The following is a 19,875-nucleotide window of genomic DNA, read 5'->3' as shown; positions in this document are numbered from 1 at the left end:
CGCTTCATATCTGCCGTATATTCTAAAGCAGATACAAACTTAAAGGCTGACAGAATCCTACTGCCAAACTGCTTTGTAATAACTATACTAAAATATGTCAGCTAATGCAACCATATCCTCACAATAACTAAAATCTATATCCCGGGCTCTAATATAATCCCAGCCAGATATATGTGATCCCTATTCCGATGTGATCTCCTCTAACAGCGTGAACAACGTCTTCCATTGCTCCTCATCACCGGATAAACCTTTGGCTTCCAATTCTTTCTGTACCTGTTTTACCTGTGCCTTATGACGTTGAAAACGTGCCACAAGGCCAAGTTTCTGCTCATATTCCCGTAATTGCTTCGAAGCACGCTTGATCGCATCGTATACGCCCTGTCTTGAAATCCCCTCTTCCTCCGCTATCTCTGTGTAACCATAGTCATCCAAGATGCACGCTTCAAACATTCTTTGCTGATTTTCTTTCAACAAGGCACCATAAAAGTCATACAGCATAGATAATTCAACTCTCTCTTCTATCGCATTACTTTCCATTGTGTCCATCCTCCATTTTCAACCGCATCCCCACGGAATATTATTTGATATTCTCGATCTTCAGGAATAAAAAGTCCTGTATAGAGAAAATGCTTGAGACAATTTCTATCCTACACAGATAGAAATCACCTCAAGCGCAACTTTAATCTTTTAAATCAATTATACCGGATAAGCCTTTGTCTCTGTGTCTGCAGCACTTGCATCTACTTTATTCTGCTGTGCCTCACGGTATTTGAAGAACTCAGTAGCAACCTGTGGGAACAATGCATAAGACAACACATCTTCATCCTGCTGCTTGTACTGTGCCATTTCCTTCTCAATATCTGCAAGCTGTGGCTTGATCAGATCTGCCGGACGGCATGTGATCGGCTTCTCATCGCCAATACATTTCTTCTGTACTTCCGGATCAAACGGCTTAACTGTCTGGCCAAACTGACCGGACAGAAGCTTTTTAGACTCTTTGGTTACCATCTTATAACGCTCACCGGATACTACGTTAAGCACCGCCTGTGTACCAACAATCTGTGAAGAAGGTGTAACCAAAGGAGGCTCACCAAAATCTTTACGTACTCTTGGCACTTCCTCTAATACCTGCTCATATTTATCTTCCTGTCCCATCTCTTTCAACTGGGATACCAAGTTACTAAGCATTCCACCAGGAACCTGATAACGAAGTGTCTGAATATTAACGCCAAGTACTTTTGTATTCATCAAACCACTCTTCAATGCATCTTCACGCATTGGACGGAAGTAATCAGCAATCTCAGCAAGTTTTGTCTGATCCAGACCGGTATCATACTCAGTACCCTTGAATGCCTCAACCATAACCTCTGTTGCCGGCTGACTGGTTCCCATAGAGAATGGGCTGATCGCCGTATCTATGATGTCACAGCCTGCCTCTACTGCCTTCATATAAGTCATAGAAGCCACACCGGAAGTATAATGTGTATGCAGGTCGATCGGAATCTCTACAGACTCTTTCAATGCCTGTACAAGCTCTGTAGCCTTTGCCGGAACAAGCAGACCAGCCATATCTTTGATACAAAGTGACTTTGCACCCATATCCTCGATACGTTTAGCCATGTCTTTCCAGTAATCTAATGTATATGCATCACCCAATGTATAAGACAATGCGATCTGCGCATGACCATTCTCTTTGTTAGCAGCCTTTACCGCTGTCTCCAAGTTGCGAAGGTCATTCAAGCAGTCAAAGATACGGATAATATCAATACCGTTTGCGATAGATTTCTGTACAAAATACTCTACCACATCATCTGCATAATGATTGTAACCAAGAATATTCTGTCCACGGAATAACATCTGAAGCTTTGTATTCTTAAAGCCGTCTCTTAACTTACGAAGTCTCTCCCATGGATCCTCTTTCAAAAAGCGAAGGGATGCATCAAATGTAGCTCCACCCCAGCACTCTACTGCATGGTATCCAATCTTATCCATTTTATCAACAATCGGAAGCATCTGCTCTGTTGTCATACGAGTAGCAATCAGAGACTGATGCGCATCACGAAGTACGGTCTCCGTAATCTTCAATGGTTTCTTCTCTGCCATAGTTCTCCTCTTTTCTGCGCCGGAAGATGTATACAGCCAGCCAAAGGGCTGTATATGATCTTCTCGCGACTAATTATATGTTTCTAGTGTTAAATTCCAAAGATCGCCATAAATACACCGGCGGCAACTGCCGTACCGATAACTCCGGCAACGTTAGGTCCCATTGCATGCATAAGCAGGAAGTTGGTTGGATCCGCTTCGGCACCGACCTTCTGCGATACACGCGCTGCCATCGGCACAGCAGATACACCTGCAGAACCGATCAATGGGTTTACCTTGCCCTTTGTAACCAGGCACATCAACTTACCGAACAATACACCTGCTGCGGTACCTACTGCAAATGCGATCAAACCAAGAGCAACAATCTTTAAGGTTGTAACTTTTAAGAATGCCTCTGCACTGGTAGATGCGCCTACCGATGTACCAAGAAGAATAACAACGATGTACATCAATGCGTTGCTTGCAGTCTCTGTCAACTGCTTTACAACACCGGACTCTTTGAAAAGGTTACCGAGCATCAGCATACCAACCAGTGGTGCTGTCGTTGGAAGCAGCAAACATACAATGATCGTAACGATGATCGGGAACAGGATTCTCTCCAATTTAGATACCGGACGAAGCTGTTCCATCTTGATCTTACGCTCTTTTTCCGTAGTAAATAACTTCATGATCGGTGGCTGGATAATTGGCACCAAAGACATGTAAGAATATGCAGCAACCGCGATCGGTCCCATATATTCTGTCTGTTTCAATTTACCGCAAAGGAAAATAGATGTCGGGCCATCAGCACCACCAATGATAGAGATTGCAGCCGCAGCTTTATCAGAAAAGCCAAACCAGATTGCAATCAGGTAAGCGGAGAAAATACCAAACTGAGCTGCTGCACCAAGCAGGAAACTCATCGGATTTGCGATCAACGGACCAAAATCGGTCATCGCTCCTACTCCCAAGAAGATCAGGGAAGGTAAGATACTCCACTCATCCAAAATGTAAAAATAATGTAACAAACCGCCAACACCGTTTGAAGTATCCTCTGGATTCGCCATGATATCCGGATAAATATTAACCAGGATCATACCAAACGCAATAGGAACTAACAGCAATGGCTCATATTCTTTTTTAATCGCCAAATAGAGAAACAAGCAGCCGACTAAGATCATAAGATAATTGCCAAGCGTTAAGTTGGCAAACGCAGTCTGACCTACTAAGTTCTCTAACGTGTTAATTACGTAATCCAATGTTAGATCCCTCCTAGTTTAATGTTGCAAGTACAACTCCTGCTTCTACAGAATCACCCGCAGCTACATCAATGCTGGCAACAGTTCCATCTTCCGGTGCTACCACCTCGTTCTCCATCTTCATAGCTTCAAGGATCATTAGAACCTCGCCTTTTTTCACTGCCTGACCTACGCTGGTCTTTACAGAAAGGATCTTACCAGGCATCGGGGAATTCACCTTAACAGAACCCTGTCCTGCTGCCTTTGGTGCTGCTTTCGGAGCTGCAGCTTTTGGTGCTGCTGCCTTTGGTGCGCTTGTTGCTGCACCTGCTGCACCCTCTTCTACTGTTACATCATAAACGTTACCATTCACAGTAATTGTATAATTTTTCATCGATTTGTCCTCCAATTATTTTTGTGTTAGCGACGAATGATAGAACGAACTACCAATCCATCTGCGCTTGCATTTTCACTTGCTGCAATGGCTGCAGTGATCACAGCAACCAGTTCCAGATCATCAACGAGGTTCTCCTCTACCGGCTGCGGTGCTGTTTCTACTGAAGCGAGCTGAGCCTTTGCCTTATCAACCTGCTTAGCATTCTTGCGGTTCTGAGCCCAACCGATCACCTTGAAGCAGGCAATGATCAGGGATATAAAGATCAATACGCAAAATACGATTGCCATACTAAGGATCGTATTTATGCCGGCCTTGGCCATCTTTGCTCCCATTGTCTTATATTCATCAATCTTTTCTTCGGTCTTATTACCGTCTTTGTCATAAGATACCGAATAGATGAATGTCTTACCTTTTGTTGTGCGGATGGTCTCATTGACTGTTGCGGAAGTAGAACTTACCGTAAAGTCTGTAGAGATCTTTTTATCCATCTCGTCACCAAACTTCTTTTTCTGCTTAACAGCCTCTTTGTACTCTTTGATCTGTTCTTTGGCTGTCTTGCGCTGCTCTAAATAGGAATTCCATTCGTCTTCACTGAGACTGTCTTTCATTCCATCATAATACTCAATTGCGGATTCTAACTGCTCTACCTGACCTTTGTGGTCTGTTGTAAACCACTTCTGCAGATATTTATCTGTTTGCTTTTCCAACTTCTTTTCGTTGAAATTTTTGTTCTGTTTCGTCAAGCTGACGTTACAGCCTGCTACCAGCAAAGCACAGGTGAGAATGCAGAGAATCAAAGACACTTTCTTCTTCATATTGCCTCTCCTTACTTAGATGGTTCCATGTTTCTTGCCAATCGGATACTCACATTTGTTATAAAGCATCTCAAAAGCATACAATAGTTGCTTTCTGGCACTTGCCGGCTCAATGACAGAATCAACATAACCTCTGGCTGCTGCTGCCTCTGTTCCGGACTGAGCTGCGAACTGGGCTGCCTTCTCTGCAAGATCCGCATCCTTATCATCTGCATACATGATCTTTGCTGCAACATTCGCGTCCATCATACCGACCTTTGCTCCATTTAATGCAAATACCATATCAGCGCCAATGTGCTTGGAATTCATTGTTATGTAAGCACTGCCATAGGCATTGCCTGTGATCATATTTACCTTTGGTACATCTGACTCAGCAAATGCTGCCGTAAGCTTAGCTGCTGCTGCTGCGATCGTCTTCTCCTCTTCAACAGAAGTTGCATAACCCTCTACATTCGTCAAGGTAAGTACCGGAATGTTGAACGCATCACAAGTCTTTACAAAAGCTGCTGCCTTCTCACATCCTGCTGTTGTAAGTCTTGCCTCAAATGAAGCAGTTTCCTTACCCTCTTCATCATATTTCTTAGTACGGTTTGCAACGGCACCAACAGTCATTCCATCGAAGCATAAGAAACCGGTAACCATTTCCTGTGCATAGCCGCTCTTTACCTCTAAGAAGAAGTTGTTATCGCCAAGATCTGCAAGTGCTGCCGCAGGGTCTGCTGCCTCTGCCGCAAAATCAGGTACATCACGATTAAGATCGTCCATACACTCTGCGGAACCTGCTTCAGAATTGTTATTCTCAGGCAGGATGGAAACTAACTCTCTCACTGCTGCAAGGACCTCAGCCTCACCCTCGATCACAAAATCCACTGTAGATGCTGTCTTCTGGAAATCAGCAGATGCCGTATCCAGCTTGTCTGTATAGTTGCCCTCCAATGTGTTTGGAGAATTCACAAAAAGTTTGGCTTCTTTCTGCTCCATGAATGTGAAATCACTCATAGCAGCCATCACTGCAACACCACCACCACAATTGCCAAAGATTGCACTGATCTGCGGTACTACACCAGATGCTTTTGCTTTCATCTGGTAAATCTGACCAAATCCTGCAAGTGCATCTGTTGCCTCCTGTAAACGCATTCCTGCACAATCGATCAAGCCGATCACAGGAACTCCCGTCTTCATGGCAAGCTCATAAATATGTGCAATTTTTCTTGCGTGCATCTCTCCAATTGTTCCATTCAGTGCGGATGCATCCTGACTGTATACATACACCGGATTATTCTGGATCAAACCATATCCTGTGATGACACCATCAGATGGCACTGACTTCTCCTGCATGTTAAAATCCGTGCTTCTCTTGGTGATACCGGCACCGATCTCAACAAAACTGTTCTCATCAACAAGTCCCGCAATGCGGTCTTTTGCTGATAAAGCATTTGTGTTACTCATGTTCAGCCCTCCATATTCTGATATTTATCTGACTCATTTCGCCATGGCGAAAAAGTCATGTATAAACAAAATTTACACCAATGATAATTCTAGCCCTTTTGTGATAAAAAGGCAACCTTTTTCTCATATTTTTTTCGGAATATCATAAGATTAATACAAACCCGGCTGAGGTGTTTTTTATGTATGCAAAACTCCAAAAAATCATCAGTTTCTCACTGTTTCTCATAAGTATCGGCTTGTCTTCTCTATGCTTTGACGCAGGGCTGAACAAACTGCTTGCCACACTTCCTGCCTATTCTCCCAGGTCAAAACAAATCGTTCAGCAAAACATCCAATATACCGCACGTGAGCTGGGGGTGACAGACACCACCACCAAATTTCCTTCCTCTCTCAATGCTAAAGCAGCCTGCCTGATCGATGCTGACAGCGGTATGGTTCTTTTTGCCAAAAATGCTGACGAAAAACTCCCCATGGCAAGTACTACCAAGATCATGACCGCTCTCATCGCACTGGAATCTTCAGATCTGTCAGATACCATCACGTTTTCTGCACATGCAGCTTCTATGCCGGATGTTCAGTTAAATGCCATGTCCGGCGAACAATTCACGCTGCGTGATCTATTGTATTCCCTGTTGTTGGAATCTCATAACGACACTGCAGTTGCTATTGCAGAGCATGTCAGTGGTTCCACCGAAGCCTTCGCTGACAAAATGAACGAAAAAGCAGCAGAACTCGGTCTGTCTTCCACACACTTTGTAACCCCTAATGGTTTGGATGCTGATGAACATTATACGACCGCCAAAGAACTGTGCCTGATTGCATCCTATGCACTGCAGAATCAGACTTTCTGCAAGATCATCCGCACTCCCGCCCATTCCTTTGCAAACCGAACAAACACCAAACAATATCACGTAACAAATCACGATGCTTTTCTGACAAATTATGCAGGCGCGATCGGCATCAAGACCGGATTTACCGGCAATGCCGGATATTGTTTCTGTGGTGCTGCAAAAAGAGGCGATATCACCTTAATCTCCAGCGTCTTAGCCTGTGGCTGGCCACCTCATAAAACATATAAATGGACTGACACGAAAAAACTCATGGACTATGGTTTTACTAATTATAAACTTGTAAGACTGACCGAAACACCAATGCTCCAAAAAATCCCGGTTCACGGCGGTCGATCTAATATTATGCAGCCACGGCGAAGTGTTCCTGCCAGAGACACCAAGTTACTCATGACCTCTGCTGATACGCTCAGGATCTGCTATGAACTGCCTCATTCCATCAAAGCTCCCATCCGCTCCGGAGATATTATCGGATATGAAAATTACTACTTAAACGATACCCTGCTACAAAGCATTCCCATCGCATCCTCTTCAAAAATAAAAGAAGCCGATGCACCTTATGTTGCACGACTTCTCTATCAGCTTTACTGTATCACCGCAATTTCCGGATGATGTTTTTCCGCATAGGCGATCGCTGCTGTAATGCGATCATATACTAACTTAGCAACTTCTACTGATTTCATATCCCGATATTCCTCGTAAGGAATCGGTTTCAAATAATATACCTGTGTATTCACTTTACGCAAAGACCACAGATCAAACACTTTCCACGAATCTACCAGCGCAACCGGTACAATCGGTGCTTTCGCACGCATGGCACTCTTAAAGCTGCCCGCCTTAAACACATCCACATGATTGCCATTGCGATGGCTGTAACCGCCTGCCGGGAAAATAATATATTTACGTCCGTACTCAACTTCTTTACTTACCTCACGGATAACCCTTGCTGCCTGCCTCAGATCATGCAGGCAGAGTCTTTTGCCGCCTACCATATCAATAAACTGTTTTACTAATGGCATCTTGCTGCGCGCTTCATCCATCACTACGGAACAAGGCTCCTCATGCGTCAGCATAATACCAAGTGCATCATATTTTCCCTGATGATTGGCGAACATGACATATCCCCCGTCTTTTGGAAGATTTTCCGCTCCATAGGCTTGCGTATAGATCCGTCCGGTATGATTCATCAAACGGATCGCATGTTTATTATATTCATAACGAAATCGTTCCGAATACTTCTCCGGATGTCTGGAATAATGACCCATCAACGGGATCATCCAGGCACGATGAAGATTACCGGCAATTACATATATAAAACGAATCAATTCTTTTACCACTCTTTCTCATCATTTTCTCCGCAATCCATTACGCAAACAAGCAGTATACCATACTTCGACAAAAATCACAAATTCCTATTTTCACCTTGCATTCTCTTCCATTTCTAAATATACTGTCAGTAGTTAAAAAGATAATAGAAAGGCATGGAAAAGACTATGGCTTTAGATGGAATCGTGATCGCAAATATCACAAACGAATTAAACAAGATCTTAACCGGCAGCCGGATCACTAAGATCGCACAACCGGAAAAGGATGAACTTCTGCTCACGATCAAACAAAGTAAAGAAGGGTCAGACGGTAAAACGATCCGAAGCAAACATATGCTCGTAATTTCCGTCAATCCCAGTTTACCGCTTATATATCTGACAGAGGACAATAAAACTTCTCCACTGCAGGCGCCCACCTTTTGTATGGTTTTGCGCAAGCATTTAAATAACTGCCGCATTGTCGGGATCGAACAGATTGGATTGGAACGTGTTCTTCGCTTCCGTTTAGAACACCTCAACGAAATGGGGGATCTGTGTACCAAGCAGCTCTACGTCGAACTGATGGGTAAACACAGTAATATTATTTTCTGTGAAGAAGATAATACGATCATTGACAGCATCAAACATATATCACTATTAGTAAGTTCTGTCCGAGAAGTACTTCCCGGCCGAACCTACTTTATCCCAAATACGCAGCATAAATTAGACCCGCTCTCACTAACGGAAGAACAATTTATGGAGCAGGTCATGACAAAGCCGGTTACTCCGGTGAAAGCATTGTATACATCACTTACCGGTCTCAGCCCGGTCGTTGCCGGGGAAATGTTATATCGTGCCAGCCTGTCAGACCGCACAAGCACAGATTCTCTCTCCGAAATGGAACAGCTGCATCTGTACCGTAACGTTATGCGGATCATTGACCAGGTAAAAGAAAATGCTTTCACCCCGACGATCATTACTAAAAACGATATGCCGGTAGAATTTTCCAGCATCCATTTGACCGGCTATGAACAGGATGCATCCTATCAGTGTACTGCCCTGTCGGATGTCAGCACGATGCTTCGTTCCTATTATGAAACGAAAGAAATACTGACCCGTATTCATCAAAAATCCTCGGATTTAAGGCGTATCACCACGACAGCATTGGAACGTGCCACCAAAAAATACGACTTACAAAGCCGTCAGTTAAAAGACACCCAAAAACGCGAAAAATACAAAATATACGGTGAGTTGTTGACAACCTACGGGTATGAGCTGCAAGGCGGCGAAAAATCTTTAACCTGCGACAATTATTATACGAATGAACCGGTCACGATCCCACTCGATGAGACAAAGTCTGCGCTAGAAAATGCCAAGCGCTATTTCGACCGCTATGCAAAACAAAAACGAACTTACGAAGCTTTGACCGTACAGATTGCAGAAACCAAAGAAGATATTGAACATTTGGAATCGATCAGTAACGCCTTAGATATTGCCAGACAGGAAAGCGATCTGGCTGATATAAAGCGCGAACTAACGGAATACGGCTATATCCGTAAGCACAGCAATAGCAAGCGCGGTGCTAAACACAGCGAAAAGAGCAAACCGATGCACTTTATCTCTTCCGATGGATTTGATATGTATGTTGGCAAAAACAATTATCAAAATGATGAGCTGACTTTCCATTTGGCTACCGGAAATGACTGGTGGTTCCATGCCAAAGCAAGTGCCGGTTCTCATGTCATCGTCAAAACGGAAGGCAAAGAATTGCCTGATCAGACTTTCGAGGAGGCAGCACGCTTAGCTGCTCATTTTTCAAAGGCAAGCAGTCAGGATAAAGCCGAGGTTGATTATATCCAAAAGAAACACATCAAAAAACCCAACGGCAGTAAACCGGGATTTGTGGTATATTATACAAATTATTCCATGACAATATCAACGGATATTACCGGTATTCGCGAAGTATGAAAGGAGTATAAGAACTAATTATGATACGATCAGACAATCATGTTCACACCGTTTTTTCTTCCGATTCGGAGGAACCTCTGGAACAGATGCTCACACAAGCCGTGGAAATCGGTTTATCTTCCATCTGCATTACCGATCATATGGATTATGATTTTCCGGATCTCGGCAATGGGATGAACTTTGAATTTGATCCTAGGGCTTATATTGTGGCCTTACAGCAGATCCGGCCGAAATTTCCAAATTTGGAAATCAGACAGGGTGTTGAGCTGGGGCTGAAAGATTCCGCCCTCCCACAGGCATCCGCTTTGATCAACAACTATGACTTTGATTTTGTGATCGGCTCTACCCATCTCGTCGACAACACGGATCCGTATTATGATTCGTTTTGGGAAGGCTACGAAGAGGCTGACGGAATCCGTCAATACTATGAAACAACATTAAACAATCTGCAACTCGGATTCGACTTTGACGTATATGGACATCTCGACTATATTTTGCGCTATACACCAACCATGCGACAGCTCGGTGATGATATTGCCGCCAAAGATTTTTATCTTGAAAAATGCACCGATCAATTTATGGATATTATAGATGAAATACTGCAGCTCCTGATCGATCAGGGTCGTGGCATAGAAATTAACACAGCAGGCTGGAAATATGGATTAGGACATCCGAATCCTCACGAAAAGATCCTAACCCGCTATTTGGAGTTAGGAGGCGAAATACTATCGATCGGTTCGGACGCCCACGAAGCAAAACATTTAGGATATTCTTTTGAACAAGTTCCGGAAGTTTTGTCACAATGCGGTTTCCGTTATTATACGGAATTCAAAGACCGCAAACCACGAATGATCCCGCTGTCTTGATCAATTTTCAAAAAGAACGGAGGTCATTAACAAGCAATTTCAACTGCTTTACCAACTCCTCCATCTCTTCGGGCGTATTATCTGCCCCTAACGTAAACCGTAATGTCCCACGTGCCAGATCCTCACGAAGATGGATTGCCTGCAGCACGTGGGATATTCCTTTATCCCCCGAAGTACATGCTGATCCTGCCGAAGCACAGATCCCCTGCATATCTAAAAGAACGAGAAGAGACTGTGCTTCCACAAATTGAAAACTAATATTTATATTCCCCGGCAAACGATGATGTAAATCCCCATTTAGGCGCAAATACGGAATTTCCCGAAACAATTTTTTTATCGTATCATTTCGCAGTTTTTTTACATAGGCTGCCTCTTCTTTCCCATGTTTCATCCCCAATTCGACTGCTTTTCCCATCCCTGCAATACCGGGTACATTCTCCGTACCACTCCTCATATGCCGTTCCTGACTTCCGCCGTGCATAAACGCTCTAATAGGCTGATCTTTCCTGATATACAAAAAACCAACCCCTTTGGGACCGCCAAACTTATGTGCGCTTGCACTGAGCATAGAGATTGCCATGTCATGCACATTGATCCTTAAATGCATATATGCCTGTACTGCGTCCGTGTGAAAACATATATTATACTTGGTCGCGATCTTTCCAATATCATCAATCGGCTGTATTGTGCCAATCTCATTGTTCGCAAACATCACAGAGATCATACAAGTCTCCTCACAGATCGCATCCTCCAACTGATCCAATGAGATCATCCCTTTCTCATCTACCGGCAGATATGTCACCCGCATTCCCTTTTTCTCCAAATACTCACAAGTATGAAGTATGGCATGATGCTCGATCTGAGTAGTAATAATATGCCCTCCCGGATGAAAGTCTGCCATTCCGTGAAGCGCCCAGTTATCACTCTCCGTACCTCCCGCCGTAAAATAAATTTCCTCCGGCTGTGCTCCAAGACTGTCTGCGATCGTTCTTCGTACCTGTTCAATTGCTTTCTTGCTTGTCTCCCCATATTCATAATGTCCTGATGGATTCCCATAATACTCCATAAAATACGGCGTCATCGCTTCTACGACTTCCGGTAGAACCGCCGTTGTTGCACCATGATCCAGATAAATCATTGTAATCTCCGTTTCTGTCCACGTAAATTATACTAATATTTTATGAAACATTTCATATATTGATAACGACCCAAAGAAATATTTTTGCTGCGAACGCAAACTTCCAACGGAGGAATACATGAATTTATTGAAAAGCCGTATCATCCAAGGGACACTATTGCTTACTGTTGCGGGATTTATAACCCGTATTTTGGGATTTTTTTATCGTATTTTTCTTGCTGACAAATTGGGAGCTGCTGTACTCGGAAGTTATCAACTGATCTTTCCGATATTTGCGATCTGCTCCTCAATCTATGGCGCCGGTGTTCAAACAGCTGTTTCCCAATTAATTGCTGCAGAACAAGGCAAACGTTCTAAACTATGTTCTTCTGACTCTCCTACTGCGAAAGGTCTGACAACTTCCCAAAATACAATCGAACAAAATTGTCGAGCTATATTACTGCTTGGGTGTATCCTCTCCTTTCTGCTTGCCGGCAGCCTCACTTTTTGGGTATACACAAAAGCAGATTGGATCGCTGCACGTTTCATTATGGCACCGGAGTGTGCACCTTATTTGCAGATTATGTGCATGCTGTTTCCCTTTTGTGGCGTTGGTGCCTGCATTAATGGATATTACTACGGCATACAAAACGCCACCGTTCCTTCTATAACGCAGATCGTCGAGCAGATCAGTCGTCTGTCATTCGTTTTTATACTGCTCATCATCTTTCCGGGCAGTGCTGAACATAACTGCATCATTGCGGTATGGGGAATCGTCGTTGGTGAAATTGTCTCCGCTGTCTATAATGTGTATAAATATATGCATCAGCCAAAAAAGGACAAAGCAAATGCTCTGTCCTCCTTTCGACACGGCTTACGCCATTATTCAGTTCCATTGCTTTCATTAAGTACCAGTCTGACCGGCACCAAACTGGTCATCGCTTTGCTGCACAGTGCAGAATCTGTTTTTATCGCTGCCGCGCTGCGTCAATACGGCTGTTCCACAAAGGAAGCCTTGAGTATTTATGGAATCATATCCGGCATGGTCATGCCATTTATCCTGTTTCCATCCAGTATTACAAATGCCATCGCATTAATGCTGCTTCCTGCTGTTGCAACCTCTTCCTCCGACGGTGACCACGCAAAGGTACACCGCTATTTTTCCACTTCCAACAAATACAGTCTGTTACTGGGTGCTGCCTGCACCGCCTTTTTCATGATTTTTGGCAATTTCCTCGGCGATTTTTGTTTTCACGATCAGACTGCCGGAGAATTCTTATGCCTGTTCTCGCTATTATGCCCATTTCTCTATATGTCAACAACGCTTACAAGCATTATCAATGGGCTGGGCAAAACCAAAGATACTTTTTTGATCACCTGCGTAAGCCAGAGCATGAAACTTTTTTGTCTCGTTGCACTTGTTCCGCATTTCGGCATTATGGCATACATCTATGGCACAATACTCAGTCAGGCATTTATGGCACTGCTCTGTTATCTTACCGCAAGGCACCTGCTCGCATAATCTGACGATTCCACCACTTAACACCTAATTGCTGCATCGGGCGATTCCACCACTAAACGCCTAATTGTTTCGCCTCTTCTTTACAGTGTGATTTCGTCACCGAACACCTGATAGCACAACGCCGTCATTTCTAAATATGCCCCCTGCGTCTCCGGCAGCGCCTCAAGATCAGCCATACCGCGCCGCATTCCGTGATAATACCAATTCTGTTCATCCTTTGGTGCACGAAATCGCTTCCAAAGATCGTTCCCCTCCACTTTATAATCTGCCGCCATACTGCGCAGATTCGATAAACTGTCCGCAAGCACCAACATCCGATGTCTCGTAGAACCGTGATACAACTTTCTAATATGTTCCTGTTTGCGTTCTTTCCATGATCTCTCCTTATTTTCGGTATGTTCAACCACAAGATCAGCTACATCATCCCCAAACTGCTCTCTAATCTGTATCGCGGATAGTTTTGTATCCTCTAATGTGTCATGCAGCACCCCCGCAATTCGCAGATTAATATCGGCATGCATGGAAGATAATATTTCTAACACCTCCATCGGATGCACCAGATAATCTAACGCTGTCCCCTTGCGCAATTGTCCCTTATGTGCCATTCCGGCAAGAAGGATTGCCTGATGCAATGCAGTTCCCTCTGCCATCTGTTTGTCCATCATCATTTTCTTATTGTCCAAGCCGCTGCTCCTTTCCAGACACAGTGCGATTGTAAATTCCTCTTTACATTTTACCTTACTTTGGCACTTAATACAACAACGCACCTTCCAAAAAGATCACTCGCGGTTTTTGAGGACTTCTGCCGGCTCGATCTTTTGCAGATGTCTTACCAAAAAATGATTGATGACAAAATACAATGCTATTACGCATACATATAATCCTACATAGATCTGCCATCCAAAATGTATATTACAGCCACTCGCTACATTGCTTACCATCAACGGATACATCGCATCCATCACAACCTTCGCCAACGGAATGCAGACTGCCGTTCCAACAGCGATCACATAAAAGTTTCCATTAAGATACAGTTTGCGAATTTCTTTCATACGATAGCCAAATATTTTGACAAGCGAGATGCCGAACGCAGACCGGTCGATCATCACTTTCATCATCAAATACATTACCACACAAAAGATTACCGCCGAAACGATCAACAATGTATAGATCATGTTCATCATCATTTTTACAAAAATCTCTGATGATTTTTCAATCTCTTGGCGGGATAGGATCGAATACAACTTGCCGGAAGGAATGGATAATTCGCGATCTGAAAAGACCACATTAAAGTAGGTATCCTCCTGACCAAATAGTTCCCGCATGCTCTCTATATTCATAAACACATATAAACCGGCAGAATAATTTGTAACTCCATCTACCGTAAAGGCATAATCTCTTTCTTCCTCTTCATCTGTCAGAATGATCTTGTCACCTTTTCCAAGCTGATATTTTTCAGCGGCAGCACTGGATAAAATCACCCTATTCGCCGATTTCGTGACCTTCGCATCAAAGTATGGGTTATCCTTCGTAATACCTAACAGTGTAACATCCAGATTATTACCATACATTTCACGCTTAAGACTCTTCGCAAATCCCGGTGTCCCGTGTGCCGGAACTTTTTCATCCGGATACTTATAGGTATACATATAGGAGAATTTCGTATCTCGTTTGCTCTCAACATTTACATTCTCACACATAACATAGCAATCGAGCGCCAGCATTGTGATCAACATACAGATAAACAAACCAAAAACAACCGTCAAACCGGTTCTCAGTTCACGCAGCATCTGACGCAAACGAAATGTTCCAACAAAACCTAACCGATGGATCTGCACCTTTCGCACCGGTGGTTCCTTGGCTTCTTTACGCATCAGGGATAATACCGGTCTGGAAAGCTTTCCACGGATCACAAACCAGTTGACGATCGCTGCCATCACTCCCGGCATCACCAGCGCATAGACCAAAATATATGGCGCATAAACAGGTGACATCTGCTTAATTGAAAAATACGCATAAGAATCTGCCATCTGGGTCTGTACACCGATTGGAGAATAGCCAATTACTGTGCCAAGCACGCTAAATAACATTGTCACGCAGACCGGCAGTGTCAAATAATGACGCAGGAGATCATTTCTTTTGACACCAAGTGCATATAATGCTCCAATAACACTGCTTTCCCGCTCAATACCATGCACAACAAAGACGGAAATCACATAGGCAAATAATATAATAATTATGACTCCGGCAACCAGACCGGCATATTTGTTGATCACTTGATCTTCTGCTGCAGCACTAATACGCGGATTGTCCGACGCTTTCAAAAACTGCGTCAAATTACTCAGATCAAACGAAAAATATTCATCAATGATATCATCCGTCTTATTCTTTAATTTGTTCGTTCCCTTTTGTAACTTTCCAGCTCCCTTGGAGGCTTTTGACACCCCCTCTGTATATTCATCTACTCCATCCTTATACGCCTGAAGACCGATCAACTGTTCTTTCACTGAAGACAACTCTAAGCGAAACAGCGCATTGTCCGACTTTTGGTACATGTTTTCTAATTTTGTACGGTAATTATCCTCCGTAAGAGTTCCCTGCAGTCCATATTCCTGCAGAGCATCCGATGCCTGTTGTAAATACGCATCAAATACCTGTGATGCTCCCTTTTGCAGATCATCCTTATGATCCGAAAGCTTCGACAAACCATTCCGCAGTGTCACTGCGCCATCATTTAACTTCTTAATACCGTCTTGCAGATCATCTTTCTTCTTGCCGGTATGTTTCCAATACTCTTGGAAGTACGTATCATTAATATCAGAGGCATCTACCTTATATTCATTGAGTATCTCCTTGAGTTTTTTATCCGTCATCCCCCTCGACAAACGATACGCGTATACATACTCTTCCGTTTTCGCACTCTTGCCGCTGTCTAATAAACTCTGATAGCCTTCCGCTGTTAAAAACGCAACGCCAAACTGTTTGCTGTCTACCGTACTATCACTAATACTTTTTAACACAGAATTGTAATCCGGTGCACAGCCGATTCCTGTCACCGTGAAAGATTTATCGGCGATCTGAATCGTATCGCCCACATGAAGTTTTTTCGTCTCGCAATATCTTTTTTCCAACACCAATTCGTTGGATTTGTGTGCCTTATGTCCCTTTTCTACATATACTTTATCGATCGCTGTTCTATCCTTAAAGATACGAAGTGTACTGTCATCTTTCACGGAAAAATCCATATAAAAGGTATTTTCTAACTGTACTCCTTTACGTTTTAATTCTCCAATCTGTGTCTTATTCAATGGAACAAACACCGTAAACTGTCCCACCTCAACATTCTGTTGTTTTTCAAAGTACTCTCCGCCCTGAATGATCGTTTCTGCCGCACCTAACATACTTACAATAAGATACATACTGACAAGTATCAATATCCCCAACGCAAGATAACGAAACAAATTCTCTTTCAGATCACGCAATACTCTTTTTCGTAATATTGTCTGCATAACAATAACCTTGCCTTTCCTTTGCTATATTAAAGATCTTCCAATTCTGCTGCCGGTACTCGTGTTTCATTTTCATAACACTCTCGGATCATGCCATCTTTAATCCGAATAACCTGATGTACCATATTTTTGATTGAATTATTATGCGTGACAATAAGCATTGTTGTTCCATATTTTTGATTGATCTGCTCTAATAACACCAAAATATCTCTAGAGGTATTCGAGTCCAGTGCTCCCGTTGGTTCATCACATAACAGCAATGCCGGATTTTTGATCAGAGCACGTGCAATCGCACACCGTTGCTGCTGTCCACCCGAAAGCTGTGAAGGAAATTTATCCTGATGCTCCGATAATCCGAGAGTTTCAAGCAGATCATCCATATCTAATGGCTGTTTTGTCAAGTACTGACAAACCTGAATGTTCTCACGAACCGTCAGGTTTGGCACCAGATTATAGAACTGAAAGATAAATCCTAAATTAGCACGGCGATACTCTGCCAAAGCATCCTGTGCCATGCCTGCAATCTGCGTACCATTGACAACAACAGATCCTGAGTCGATCGTATCCAGTCCCCCAATACAGTTCAATAACGTGGATTTACCAGAACCACTCGTTCCTTGAATAACGCACATTTTCCCTTGCTCCACTTCCGTTGTAACGCCACGCAGCACCTGCACTTTACTATCACCGGTGCCATAACTTTTTTTCAGATCCTTTACTTCAATATACATTGCATCCTCCAATCTACTCCGTGCAACTTGCACTCGCCTTAACATAACGCTGTTATGTTGTCTGTTATTTTTAAGGAGCTATCTCTGAAACAGCTCCTATAGTAACCTTATTTCATCAACATTTTCCAACAGTATTTTCTGACCGTATATCAGGTACGGTCATTGCCCAAACTGCGGAACATTCCATACCAGCCATTCACCATATAATGTGTCGCCTGCTGGATATAACGAAGTGCTTCTTCCTCTTTCTCAATATGCGTGATCATATAAATAAATGTATCGATCTGCATATGGGATATCCAATGTACGAAAGATTCCTCCAACGATTCCATGCCTAACTTCTCCGTCATCACATCCGCCAGCATACGATAATGAATCGTAACTACCCGAATCAATTCGTCAACCGCACCTTCCAACGACGACCCCTGGGATCTTGTCAATAACAGCAATGCACTGTCACGCTGCTCATAAAGTGCATGAATGATCATTTTTGAAACCGCCTCATCCTCTGAATAATCACCAGTTTCAAGATCAACAGCGGTGTCCCCGTCTGCCTCAACACGCTCTTTATCAAAATGTTCCTGCATCATACCCTGAATCTGCTGTAAAACATCACCCACTAAAGAAACAAACAGGTCATCCTTATCTTGAAAGAAAAAGTACAACGCCCCCGTTGTCACTCCCGCCTCACGGCAAATAGACCGCAAAGAAGCTTTCAAAAAACCTTTCTCCATAAATTCACATACTGCACACTGCTGTAAGCGAACCTTTGTCTCTAGTGATGCAGACTCTGTTCCCATCGCAAACTCCATTTCCTCATATCACTCTATGCTCTGTCATGAAATCCCCATTCACATATCCTCAGTCAAAATACTATTTCACCGACACAGCCGCAACATAACGCTGTTATGTTACTAGAACTTTCCTCATTTGTCAACCCCAATGTACCGATTCTCGCCACAGTCACCGATAATACCTTGTGTACTGTCAATCCGTTTCCAAGCGATCACCTTATTCTTGTCTGTCACAAAATGGTTGTTGCCAAACTGCACAGTAAATGCACGGTTACTCCATTCATACGCACCCACTTGCCACTTCCGTTCGCCGTCTCTGCCTTCCCAGATATACACGCAGCGCTCTCCATCATGTGGATAGCCATCCCGGGACGGTATTTTGAAATTGTCGAGCCGAAGTCCCAAGTGTTCCTCCGTTTCCTTTGTGTTCCAAGCAGCGAACCACCCCCGTACTTTCTCTAACAGCCCTTTTACACGTTTATTTGCTGCAAAACCTGCTGCTCCTTTGTCAGATCCATTCGTAAGCTTACTATTCACTTTTGCTGCACTACGGTGTTTCGAATAAGAATATGTTTCTATCGCTTCCAACGCCTTATCAATGGTTGTCCTGCTTAAATATTCGCTTTGAATGTGAAATCCCTTGTCAAAAACCCGCTTACCTTCTTCATTGATATGATAATTATTATGATATAGACACACCTGCCCTCTTCCTCGGATCGATTGTATCTTCCAAGCATCTTCGCGATCCCATACCATCATCATATTCGGAAAGGCCTCCGTCTGCATTCCACAATCAATATACATATGACGTATTTGTTTTAGTTTGATCTGAAACTGTTTAAATAGTTTCAAATACATGGATATATTCTGACTGTCTTTAGCACCCGAACTGATATATGCACGCAATGCACACTTTGGGCACTGTTTCATAGATGGCAAATACTGCTTTTCATAAAACAAATCACTATCCGGGATCTCTTTGGCATACAAACAATGCTTATCATGAAGTATTGATTCTTTTTCAGAATAAATATATTTCACTGTCTCATCACTCATAATCCGATTACGAAATCTTGAAATTGCAGCGTCTTTATTTACTGCCACTGATTGTTTTTCTTTTTTGGACTTTTTTTTCTTTGCCACGATCTACATCCCCCCATTCTTCTATTTATTATCTGATATTTCAAAACATCTGTCAATACCATCTCCTATATGTTACAATATTGCAAAAAGGA

Annotated in this window: 17 protein-coding genes; 4 read left to right on the top strand and 13 right to left on the bottom strand. The window is 43.1% G+C overall.

The features are described from left to right. Window positions 1-180: 180 nt before the first annotated feature. The 6 genes from ylxM to DXB73_RS05440 all read right to left on the bottom strand — a co-directional run bounded on the left by ylxM (window position 181) and on the right by DXB73_RS05440 (window position 5,981). Window positions 181-537 carry a YlxM family DNA-binding protein gene (gene ylxM, locus DXB73_RS05465; protein WP_022025752.1) on the bottom strand — a complete coding sequence of 119 codons (357 nt, stop codon included), beginning with the start codon at window positions 535-537 and terminating at the stop codon, window positions 181-183. Window positions 538-696: 159 nt separating this feature from the next. Beyond that, window positions 697-2,103, bottom strand: a complete 1,407-nt coding sequence (locus DXB73_RS05460; RefSeq protein ID WP_118690378.1) for an oxaloacetate decarboxylase subunit alpha — start codon at window positions 2,101-2,103, stop codon at window positions 697-699. Window positions 2,104-2,192: 89 nt separating this feature from the next. Further along, window positions 2,193-3,341 (bottom strand): sodium ion-translocating decarboxylase subunit beta, encoded by a 1,149-nt coding sequence (locus DXB73_RS05455; RefSeq protein ID WP_118506625.1) that lies wholly within the window; start codon window positions 3,339-3,341, stop codon window positions 2,193-2,195. Window positions 3,342-3,354: 13 nt separating this feature from the next. Next, window positions 3,355-3,714: a biotin/lipoyl-containing protein gene (locus DXB73_RS05450; protein WP_118690377.1), complete on the bottom strand. Its 360-nt coding sequence runs from the start codon at window positions 3,712-3,714 to the stop codon at window positions 3,355-3,357. Between the two features lie 26 nt (window positions 3,715-3,740). Then, the gene (locus tag DXB73_RS05445; protein ID WP_243104000.1) at window positions 3,741-4,532 is read right to left on the bottom strand and encodes an OadG family protein; all 792 of its coding nucleotides are present in this window, start codon (window positions 4,530-4,532) and stop codon (window positions 3,741-3,743) included. Between the two features lie 15 nt (window positions 4,533-4,547). Next, window positions 4,548-5,981, bottom strand: a complete 1,434-nt coding sequence (locus tag DXB73_RS05440; RefSeq protein WP_118506624.1) for a carboxyl transferase domain-containing protein — start codon at window positions 5,979-5,981, stop codon at window positions 4,548-4,550. 179 nt (window positions 5,982-6,160) lie between these two features. Between DXB73_RS05440 and DXB73_RS05435 the strand changes: the two genes are divergently transcribed. After that, entirely contained in the window at window positions 6,161-7,441 is a 1,281-nt protein-coding gene (locus DXB73_RS05435) for a D-alanyl-D-alanine carboxypeptidase family protein (RefSeq protein WP_118690376.1), read from the top strand. Here DXB73_RS05435 and DXB73_RS05430 read toward each other — a convergent pair. Next, the gene (locus DXB73_RS05430; RefSeq protein ID WP_243104001.1) at window positions 7,414-8,166 is read right to left on the bottom strand and encodes a lysophospholipid acyltransferase family protein; all 753 of its coding nucleotides are present in this window, start codon (window positions 8,164-8,166) and stop codon (window positions 7,414-7,416) included. The genes DXB73_RS05435 and DXB73_RS05430 overlap by 28 nt on opposite strands. Window positions 8,167-8,322: 156 nt before the next feature. Between DXB73_RS05430 and DXB73_RS05425 the strand changes: the two genes are divergently transcribed. Both DXB73_RS05425 and DXB73_RS05420 read left to right on the top strand, forming a co-directional pair. Continuing rightward, window positions 8,323-10,101: an NFACT RNA binding domain-containing protein gene (locus DXB73_RS05425; RefSeq protein WP_118690464.1), complete on the top strand. Its 1,779-nt coding sequence runs from the start codon at window positions 8,323-8,325 to the stop codon at window positions 10,099-10,101. A 20-nt stretch (window positions 10,102-10,121) separates the two neighbouring features. Continuing rightward, window positions 10,122-10,967, top strand: coding sequence for a histidinol-phosphatase HisJ family protein (locus tag DXB73_RS05420; protein WP_118506621.1), 846 nt, complete (start codon window positions 10,122-10,124; stop codon window positions 10,965-10,967). Window positions 10,968-10,974: 7 nt separating this feature from the next. Here DXB73_RS05420 and DXB73_RS05415 read toward each other — a convergent pair whose 3' ends face one another. After that, complete coding sequence (locus DXB73_RS05415; RefSeq protein ID WP_118690375.1) at window positions 10,975-12,105, bottom strand: aminotransferase class V-fold PLP-dependent enzyme; 1,131 nt, start codon at window positions 12,103-12,105, stop codon at window positions 10,975-10,977. A gap of 118 nt (window positions 12,106-12,223) precedes the next feature. Between DXB73_RS05415 and DXB73_RS05410 the strand changes: the two genes are divergently transcribed. Then, window positions 12,224-13,606, top strand: coding sequence for a polysaccharide biosynthesis protein (locus DXB73_RS05410; RefSeq protein ID WP_118690374.1), 1,383 nt, complete (start codon window positions 12,224-12,226; stop codon window positions 13,604-13,606). 80 nt (window positions 13,607-13,686) lie between these two features. On the opposite strand, the gene DXB73_RS05405 is transcribed toward DXB73_RS05410, so the two are convergent. From DXB73_RS05405 to DXB73_RS05385, 5 genes are all read right to left on the bottom strand, one after another. Next, entirely contained in the window at window positions 13,687-14,289 is a 603-nt protein-coding gene (locus DXB73_RS05405) for an HD domain-containing protein (RefSeq protein ID WP_118690373.1), read from the bottom strand. 96 nt (window positions 14,290-14,385) lie between these two features. Continuing rightward, a complete protein-coding gene (locus DXB73_RS05400; RefSeq protein WP_118690372.1) occupies window positions 14,386-17,115 on the bottom strand; it encodes an FtsX-like permease family protein in 2,730 nt (909 codons plus the stop codon). A 29-nt stretch (window positions 17,116-17,144) separates the two neighbouring features. Further along, window positions 17,145-17,846: an ABC transporter ATP-binding protein gene (locus tag DXB73_RS05395; protein WP_118690371.1), complete on the bottom strand. Its 702-nt coding sequence runs from the start codon at window positions 17,844-17,846 to the stop codon at window positions 17,145-17,147. Between the two features lie 149 nt (window positions 17,847-17,995). After that, entirely contained in the window at window positions 17,996-18,646 is a 651-nt protein-coding gene (locus DXB73_RS05390) for a TetR/AcrR family transcriptional regulator (RefSeq protein ID WP_182448255.1), read from the bottom strand. A gap of 126 nt (window positions 18,647-18,772) precedes the next feature. Beyond that, on the bottom strand, window positions 18,773-19,783 hold the full coding sequence (locus DXB73_RS05385) for a hypothetical protein (RefSeq protein ID WP_118690369.1): 1,011 nt from the start codon (window positions 19,781-19,783) through the stop codon (window positions 18,773-18,775). Between the last annotated feature and the right edge of the window lie 92 nt (window positions 19,784-19,875).

Source organism: Clostridium sp. OM05-6BH (assembly GCF_003481635.1).
GTDB lineage: Bacteria > Bacillota > Clostridia > Lachnospirales > Lachnospiraceae > Butyribacter.
This window is presented reverse-complemented; position numbering and strand designations above follow the sequence as displayed.

What these genes read in the sequence shown, in the direction of transcription:
- DXB73_RS05425 (WP_118690464.1), top strand. Translation starts at nt 8,323, where the DNA reads ATGGCTTTAGATGGAATCGTGATCGCAAATATCACAAACGAATTAAAC.
- DXB73_RS05445 (WP_243104000.1), bottom strand. Translation starts at nt 4,532, where the DNA reads ATGAAGAAGAAAGTGTCTTTGATTCTCTGCATTCTCACCTGTGCTTTG.
- DXB73_RS05450 (WP_118690377.1), bottom strand. Translation starts at nt 3,714, where the DNA reads ATGAAAAATTATACAATTACTGTGAATGGTAACGTTTATGATGTAACA.
- DXB73_RS05395 (WP_118690371.1), bottom strand. Translation starts at nt 17,846, where the DNA reads ATGTATATTGAAGTAAAGGATCTGAAAAAAAGTTATGGCACCGGTGAT.
- DXB73_RS05435 (WP_118690376.1), top strand. Translation starts at nt 6,161, where the DNA reads ATGTATGCAAAACTCCAAAAAATCATCAGTTTCTCACTGTTTCTCATA.
- DXB73_RS05390 (WP_182448255.1), bottom strand. Translation starts at nt 18,646, where the DNA reads ATGGGAACAGAGTCTGCATCACTAGAGACAAAGGTTCGCTTACAGCAG.
- DXB73_RS05420 (WP_118506621.1), top strand. Translation starts at nt 10,122, where the DNA reads ATGATACGATCAGACAATCATGTTCACACCGTTTTTTCTTCCGATTCG.
- DXB73_RS05410 (WP_118690374.1), top strand. Translation starts at nt 12,224, where the DNA reads ATGAATTTATTGAAAAGCCGTATCATCCAAGGGACACTATTGCTTACT.
- DXB73_RS05415 (WP_118690375.1), bottom strand. Translation starts at nt 12,105, where the DNA reads ATGATTTATCTGGATCATGGTGCAACAACGGCGGTTCTACCGGAAGTC.
- ylxM (WP_022025752.1), bottom strand. Translation starts at nt 537, where the DNA reads ATGGAAAGTAATGCGATAGAAGAGAGAGTTGAATTATCTATGCTGTAT.
- DXB73_RS05440 (WP_118506624.1), bottom strand. Translation starts at nt 5,981, where the DNA reads ATGAGTAACACAAATGCTTTATCAGCAAAAGACCGCATTGCGGGACTT.
- DXB73_RS05400 (WP_118690372.1), bottom strand. Translation starts at nt 17,115, where the DNA reads ATGCAGACAATATTACGAAAAAGAGTATTGCGTGATCTGAAAGAGAAT.
- DXB73_RS05460 (WP_118690378.1), bottom strand. Translation starts at nt 2,103, where the DNA reads ATGGCAGAGAAGAAACCATTGAAGATTACGGAGACCGTACTTCGTGAT.